6 protein-coding genes are annotated in these 7257 nt (G+C 52.2%); 2 read left to right on the top strand and 4 right to left on the bottom strand.

The features are described from left to right. Positions 1 to 657: 657 nt before the first annotated feature. The gene (locus AArcSt2_RS04240) at positions 658 to 966 is read right to left on the bottom strand and encodes a non-histone chromosomal MC1 family protein (protein ID WP_174654494.1); all 309 of its coding nucleotides are present in this window, start codon (positions 964 to 966) and stop codon (positions 658 to 660) included. A gap of 239 nt (positions 967 to 1205) precedes the next feature. Between AArcSt2_RS04240 and AArcSt2_RS04235 the strand changes: the two genes are divergently transcribed. Together AArcSt2_RS04235 and AArcSt2_RS04230 are read left to right on the top strand one after the other, a co-directional pair. Further along, on the top strand, positions 1206 to 1403 hold the full coding sequence (locus tag AArcSt2_RS04235; RefSeq protein ID WP_174652346.1) for a hypothetical protein: 198 nt from the start codon (positions 1206 to 1208) through the stop codon (positions 1401 to 1403). Between the two features lie 83 nt (positions 1404 to 1486). Then, positions 1487 to 2545: a quinone-dependent dihydroorotate dehydrogenase gene (locus AArcSt2_RS04230; protein WP_174652347.1), complete on the top strand. Its 1059-nt coding sequence runs from the start codon at positions 1487 to 1489 to the stop codon at positions 2543 to 2545. Between the two features lie 42 nt (positions 2546 to 2587). Here the strand turns inward: AArcSt2_RS04230 and AArcSt2_RS04225 are convergent, their stop codons facing one another. From AArcSt2_RS04225 to AArcSt2_RS04215, 3 genes are read right to left on the bottom strand one after another with little or no spacing between them, the layout of a single operon-like run. Further along, on the bottom strand, positions 2588 to 5197 hold the full coding sequence (locus AArcSt2_RS04225; protein ID WP_250583114.1) for a valine--tRNA ligase: 2610 nt from the start codon (positions 5195 to 5197) through the stop codon (positions 2588 to 2590). 59 nt (positions 5198 to 5256) lie between these two features. Then, positions 5257 to 5949 (bottom strand): type 1 glutamine amidotransferase, encoded by a 693-nt coding sequence (locus AArcSt2_RS04220; RefSeq protein WP_250583106.1) that lies wholly within the window; start codon positions 5947 to 5949, stop codon positions 5257 to 5259. Between the two features lie 46 nt (positions 5950 to 5995). Further along, positions 5996 to 7240 carry a trans-sulfuration enzyme family protein gene (locus AArcSt2_RS04215; RefSeq protein ID WP_250583104.1) on the bottom strand — a complete coding sequence of 415 codons (1245 nt, stop codon included), beginning with the start codon at positions 7238 to 7240 and terminating at the stop codon, positions 5996 to 5998. Positions 7241 to 7257: the final 17 nt, after the last annotated feature.

The following is a 7257-nucleotide window of genomic DNA, read 5'->3' as shown; positions in this document are numbered from 1 at the left end:
CACATCAGATTGCCTCTGATACGGCGTACCGCAGGGGGGCAATCCTCATTTCTTCGGATCTGAATGTACCCTTCGACAGGACTTAAGCCCATCGAAGCGGTTCGATCCACGAACTTCGAACGAGTTGAACGTTCGAACGATCGCGTTGTGTTTTTCGCATATTATCCGAATGCCCTGTTATACTTAAGGGCGTCGGATTCAAACCAAGCCGATCGAACTTCGATCAGCAATGGTGAACGCGGGGTGCGTCCCGCGCTTCTTCACATTATTTCCGAGGAGAGGGTTGTATTTAACACTCACGAACTAAATCCACTACGTCATGCGTTTTCATGGCTTGAAACTGTGTGTATTGGCCGCACAGTTCAGTTGTATAACAGCTCCAAACAATGCGAGACAACGAAATAGTACACAACAACGCAGAGAGATAAATTTACCAGCAATATAGCCTAATAAAAGTATATAAAAGCAACAGCTTCGAGCTGCCATTCAATCGTCTTGCTGACAATCGAAGCAACTCATGGGTATAGAATATTGCGCGGATGGAGACCGATCGGTCATCCCGTGCGCGTACACATGGTCCCGTCGAGTGAGGGCCGCGCACTCGGATAGCATTGGGGAACAAAGAAAACCCTGTCGACGACGGCCGAATACTAGTCGTTATTCTTCGATGTGTTCGATACCTTGCTTCGAGACGTTTGCTTCCGTGATCTCCTCGGGCATCCAATCAGGGCTGTTATCTGGGGCAGTTTCATGCCACGCCCATCCCTCGTAGATATGTATTTTGTCCGTCCCCTTCTCACGCAGGTGGAGGGGAACACGTTCGGCTGCATCTTCTGAATTTGCTGGCTCTAACCGGCGAGCAGCTTTGAGTGCAGCTTGTCGAGGTGTATTCCCGGAGAATACACTCGATTCCGATCCATCGTCTTCTCTGAGCGCGAAATTGCGCTTACCATCGTCACGTACCATGGTTTCACTCTCCATGCCAACCGAATACATGGTGTATTATAAATATATCGGGGAAATGAAGGCTATTCGGACCACCATTTATAAAGAACCCAGTGCTGCCAGTCGATTTTGTCTCTTTATGCAACGAAGTTTATTATATTAGAAGGGATAGTATGCTTGCGCGCGTATGTATCAGATCCGAAATTCGGTAAACAACACTTATGTATGCGCTATGTCGAAGGTCATAGCAGACACCCGCGATGGTTCGTAAGAAGAAGCTCAGCCCAAGTGGCGCGAAGGATGAAAATGGCGAGTATCACAACGTTCACGTAAACCTACACGAGGACGAACTCGCAGTTGCTGGTATGGATATCGGCGACGAAGTGTTCGTTCGCGTACGTGACGGGAAGATCATCATCCAAAAAGCAGACCCAGAAGACGTCGAACACGACTTCTGAGCGTCCTCACTATTTGTGAAAGTTACAACTCAAGAGCGATTGCTTCGTCGGTTTCATACTCATTCACTGTGAGAGGATACATAATGGAGACTTATGAGCTACTCAAACCGGTTCTGTTTCGGCTCCCACCAGAGACCGCACATCGGTTTGCGCATCAGCTGCTGGAGGTTGCACAAGACAGCCCAATCGAAGAGAGAGTGTCTGATCGCTACACAGTCAGTGACGATCGACTTGAAACAACTGTCTTTGGCTGTCCGTTCCCAAATCCGGTCGGCGTCGCGGCGGGGTTCGACAAAAATGCGGAAATTCCGTCGATGCTTGCAGCGCTTGGATTTGGACACGTCGAAGTTGGTGGCGTAACGGCTGAGAAACAGCCAGGAAATCGCCGGCCACGGATGTTTCGACTGCCGGAGGACGAGGCACTCATCAATCGGATGGGGTTCAACAATCATGGGGCGGACATCATCGGCGATCGGCTCACAGAGAGCACACTTCCAAGCGTTCCAATCGGCATCAACATTGGGAAGTCAAAATCAACAGCGCTTGCGGATGCACCGGATGATTATTGCTATACCTTCGAACGCGTTGCGTCTGCGGGCGACTATTTTGCAGTGAATGTGTCCAGTCCAAATACACCGGGGCTGCGATCGCTACAGAACCGCGATGCACTGGAGTCTATTCTTGGAACGCTTGTCGATGCAGGCGCAGATCCACTCCTCGTCAAGCTCTCGCCGGATCTTCCACGCCCAGCGATCGAAGATGCCCTTACCGTTGTCGGTGACCTGGACCTCGATGGTGTCATTGCAACGAATACGACAACAGCGCGCCCGGAGACACTTCAAAATCCAAACCGTGTCGAACGGGGTGGCCTATCAGGCAAACCGATCGAAGGGGCTGCAACTGATCTGATCCGATTTATTGCCGACCGAACAGACGTTCCAATCGTCGGTGTTGGTGGAATCTCCGATGCTGAAGGAGCATACAAAAAGATCCGAGCAGGGGCAAGCATTACGCAGCTCTACACTGGCCTTGTCTTCGAAGGACCATCGATCGCCCGAAGAATCAATATAGGGTTACTCGAACTCCTTGAACGTGATGGGTTTGACACGATTGAGGATGCAGTTGGTGTAGATCTCGAATAAGATGAAATAAGATGGAATAAAATAGGGAGGTGTACCGTATCGTTAGTTGTTGACGATCACGATCGCATCGCCGGCTTCGATAAACTCACCCTCACCAGCGTACTGGCGCTCTTTTTCGACCTCAAACGCATCAGCGGCGAGTTCGAGCCCTGCAACATGAAGTTCGTCACCAACAAGTTTGTAGTCGTCTTGCCCGAGTGCAGTCTCAATATCAGGAACCTGGCTTCCGTACTGTGGACCGACAACCGAGTAGTCTAAGCTAATCCCGGTAATTGCGGATTCGATCGGTGCCTCGCCCTCATGGATGACGAGTTCGTTGATGTGCATGACGGACGTAATGTCATCTTCGAACGCTTCAACATCGCCGTACACTTCGACGGTCTGTAGCTCGCTGTTGAGCGAGAGCTGATTGGCGCTTTTGTACTTCCGAAGCGCGCCAACGACGTTGATCGCCATTGCACCAGCAGCTCGATCAGCCGAAATGCCGAGCGGCTGTGGCCACGGCTGCAGATGGACGCTCTCATCGTCCGTTGCGTACATATCTGCGTAGAGTTCCTCTGTGACATGAGCAAGGATTGGGGCGAACAGTCGGACAAATCGGTTATGTGCGGTTTGCAGCGTGTATGCCGCAGAGTCGTCTTCTCGTCCCTTAACCATCTCAAGGTAGTCATCACAGAACGTTCCCCAGAAGAAGCTGCGGAGTCGATCGCGGGCTTTTGAGAACTCACGCGTCTCCAATCTGGAGGTGATCGTCTCAATCTCTTCATCAAGCGCAGCAAGTAACCATGCGTCAATAGCGCGGAGTTCATCCGGTCGGGCAACCGGTTCATCCGGTGTCATCGAATCGACGAGTTTTGAAGCGTTCCACAGTTTGCGGATCAGTTTCTCACCGGCACGGAGCCCTTTTTCTTGATATGGGAGGTCATCACCGATCGCGCTGCCAGCGGCCCAGTACCGTGCTGCATCCACCGGATACTTCTCGAGGACTGCATCCGGGTCGACAACATTGCCTTTTGATTTAGACATCTTCTCACGGTTCTCATCGAGAACCATTCCGTTGATCATCACTGAGTCGAATGGTACCTCACCAGTGTGTTCATAACATTTGATGACAGTGTGGAACAGCCAAAATGAGATGATATCGTGGCCCTGTGGCCGAACGCTCATTGGATAGATCTCCGGGCGGTCCATCGTGAACTCGCCGGCTGAATCATCCCAATCCCATCCGCTGTTGATGAGTGGTGTCAGAGAAGAGGTGGCCCATGTGTCAAGCACATCTGATTCAGGAATAAACTCGGTGTGGCCGCACTCTGGACATGCATCAATCGGTGGCTCATCCGAAAGCGGATCGACTGGAAGAGCAGATTTCTCAGCGATGACTTCATAATCACATTCTTCACAGTACCACACCGGGAACGGGATACCGGACGATCGCTGCCGAGAGATGAGCCAGTCCCACTGGAGGCCGTCGATCCAGTGTTTGTATCGGGTGAACATCTTCTCGGGGAACCACTCCATCTCTCGACCGGCTTGGAGGTACTCGTCTTTCTTATCCAGCACGTCAATGTACCACTGTTTCGTGACAAGGAACTCAACGCCTGTCCCACAGCGTTCGTGCACATTGACCGTGTGCGTAATTGCGCGTTTATCGACGAGTGCGTCAACGTCGTCAAGATCGGAGACGATCGACCCACGAGCCGCATCGGAGTGAAGCCCCTCATACTCGCCTGCAACGTCGGTCAGGTGGCCGGATTCGTCGATCGCAATCCGCAGATCAAGGTTGTGTGCTTGATACCACTCAATATCAGTCTGGTCACCGAAGGTACAGCACATGACAATCCCGGACCCCGTTTCCATGTCGACCCGCTCGTCTTCGATAATTGAAACTGTCTGTCCGAAGATCGGAATCTCTGCTGTCTTGCCGACGAGTTCCGCGTTCTCCTCATCATCCGGGTGAACAAAGACGGCGACACATGCAGGGAGCAGTTCTGGACGTGTGGTCGAAATAACGAACGAATCCCGTCCGCTCTCGGTTTCTGTTGTCAACGCAAACTCGATGTCGTGGAAGTGGCTGTCGTGCTCTGCGTCTTCAGTTTCGACCTGTGAGATCGCAGTTTCACACTCTGGACACCAGATTGCCGGTGCTTTCTGACGGTACTCTCTGCCCTGTTCGTACAGATCAATGAATGATAGCTGTGAGATTCGTTGAACCTCAGGTGAGATCGTTCGGTAGGTGTTCTCCCAGTCGATCGAGATTCCCATCGCCTGCATCTTCTCTGTGAACTCATCTTCATACGTACGACAGACCTCACGACAGCGTTTCTGGAACTCTCGTCGTTCGTAGTCTTGGTGTCGGATATCGAGTTCACGCTCTGTGAGCCGTTCTGAGGCAATCCCGTTATCGTCGTATCCGAACGGGAAGAGCACCTCATTACCACTCATTCGATGATAGCGTGCAACAATATCCTGCAGTATCGATCCGTAGACGTGGCCCCAGTGAAGGCTTCCCGATACCGTCGGCGGGGGTGTGTCGATCGAGAAAGCGGTGTCTGGGTCAACCGATTCATCCGGATACGCGTATGTCTGGTCGGTAACCCACGTCGACTGCCATTTTGGCTCGGCAGTATCGGGGTTATAATCTCCACGAGGCATTCTCGGAGAAAATTCGGCAGCGTTGGGTGTTAAACGCCTCGGTCCTTCGCTACAGCGTGTCACACGCTCTCGTGGGTGTGTTCCACAGTGTGTTGAACGTCAGCAAGCGAACAGAAGTTTGAAAATAACGGTGCTGTGTCAACGTCTTCGATCGAAACGTCTGTTTCTGTCCATCCAAAATCAGCGACAATCCGATCGAAGACACGGTCGGTAAGTTCTGGATGGAACTGTACCGTCCACACAGGGGCAGATTCGTGTCGGGTCGCAAACAGCGGGTAGTCGTAATTGCTGTCCGATTGGTCGCTCGTAAGGGATGCGATCGCGTCCATCCCCTGACCGGCTTCCGTTACCATATCACCGTGGACGGCAGGGACAGCCGCAGAGACGTTCTCAAATAGCGGATCGTTCATATAGGTCGGTTCAACGAACCGATGTTTTGGACCCTTGTGTTCGACAGCCCCATCAAGAGCTGCATTGACCAGTTGGTGACCAAAACAGATACCAAGCGTTGGAATCTCTCGGTCAACCGCCTCGCGGACAAGTTCCATTCCCGCATCAATCCATGGCCGATCGGCTCGTTCATACACACCAGCAGTACTCCCGCTAATGACGAGCGCATCAACGCCAGCAAGCGACGGCGCAGCGTCATTGTCGGGGAGGATATACTCGGTAGACGGTGGGAGAAATCGTGGGATTTCAGCGCCGAGATATCGAAATCGCGGACGGATCTCATTTTGCACGACAAGGATCATTGTATTGTGGTCAGTGATACGGTGGGAAAATAATTCCGCGAATGGATTACGACTGCGTGGTTGTCGGGTGAGCAGTATCGGTTGTCGAGATCATCGAGAGTGCAGTGTCGAGATCGTATCGGAGATCTTCAACGGCTTCCGTCCCAACCGAGATTCGAAGCAACGAGTCAGTGATCCCGAGTGCATCGCGCTCCGCTTGGGTAAGCGGTGAGTGTGTCATCGTTGCTGGATGCTCAATAAGCGACTCAACACCACCGAGACTGACCGCAAGCGGGAAGTGTTGGAGCGCGCCAAGGAACTCAACAACACCATCAAGATCGGTCGCCAACTCAAGCGAGAGCGTGCCACCAAAGCCATCCATCTGCTCACACGCAAGGTCGTGTTGTGGGTGGCTCTCTAAGCCAGGGTAGTGGACGGCATCAACTGCAGGATGCTCTTCTAAGAAACGAGCGATCGCCAACGCGTTTTGTTCATGCTGTCGCATTCGCAGTGGAAGCGTCTTCATTCCGCGCAAGGTGAGATACGAATCAAACGGCGAAAGCATTGCGCCAAGGCCGATCTGTTGAAGGAATCCAATCTCTTCTGCGAGCGCATCATCGTCGGTGACGATCGCCCCACCAATCGAATCGGAGTGCCCGTTCAGATATTTTGTCGTACTGTGGATCACAACATCTGCACCGAGCGCAAGCGGTTGTTGGAAGTATGGGCTGAGGAACGTGTTGTCAACGCCGAGTTTTGCATCATGGGCGTGTGCAATCTCAGCAATTGCCGCAATATCACAGAGATGGATAAGTGGGTTCGTTGGCGTCTCCATCCAGACGAGTGCGGTCTCGTCACGCATCGCAGCAGCGACGTTTTCAGGATCAGTTGCATCGACGAAATCAACACCGACGTTGAGCCGCTCGTTAAAGAAGCGTTTAAGCATCGATTTTGTGCCACCGTAGAGATCCTCAAAAGCGACAACGTGGTCACCCGGCGTAAGAATTGCCGACATCGTGGTTGCGATCGCAGCCGTTCCGGAGACGACTGCAAACCCATGTGATGCGCCCTCAAGTGCTGCAATTCGGTGTTCAAGCGCATTTCGCGTTGGGTTTGCGAGCCGAGAGTAGAGATACTCACCATCGTCTGCGTTAACATCTTCAAGACTCATTCCCTTTTCAATACGTGGGATCGAATATGTCGAAGAAAGATGAATCGGCACAACAACGTCTTCTACCCCTGGGGCAGGGGATTGGTCACGCTCACCGTATGTGACCGACATTGTCTCAAACGAATTAGAGTTATTGTCCATGATAGATACCGGCACGT

Source organism: Natronocalculus amylovorans (assembly GCF_023638035.1).
GTDB lineage: Archaea > Halobacteriota > Halobacteria > Halobacteriales > Haloferacaceae > Natronocalculus > Natronocalculus amylovorans.
Note: the sequence above shows the minus strand (reverse complement) of the source record. Positions and strands in the feature narration are given on the sequence as shown.

Bases quoted from the DNA above. Each gene is read 5' to 3' on its own strand.
- AArcSt2_RS04235 (WP_174652346.1), top strand. From the start codon at position 1,206: ATGGTTCGTAAGAAGAAGCTCAGCCCAAGTGGCGCGAAGGATGAAAAT.
- AArcSt2_RS04230 (WP_174652347.1), top strand. From the start codon at position 1,487: ATGGAGACTTATGAGCTACTCAAACCGGTTCTGTTTCGGCTCCCACCA.
- AArcSt2_RS04220 (WP_250583106.1), bottom strand. From the start codon at position 5,949: ATGATCCTTGTCGTGCAAAATGAGATCCGTCCGCGATTTCGATATCTC.
- AArcSt2_RS04240 (WP_174654494.1), bottom strand. From the start codon at position 966: ATGGTACGTGACGATGGTAAGCGCAATTTCGCGCTCAGAGAAGACGAT.
- AArcSt2_RS04225 (WP_250583114.1), bottom strand. From the start codon at position 5,197: ATGCCTCGTGGAGATTATAACCCCGATACTGCCGAGCCAAAATGGCAG.
- AArcSt2_RS04215 (WP_250583104.1), bottom strand. From the start codon at position 7,240: ATGGACAATAACTCTAATTCGTTTGAGACAATGTCGGTCACATACGGT.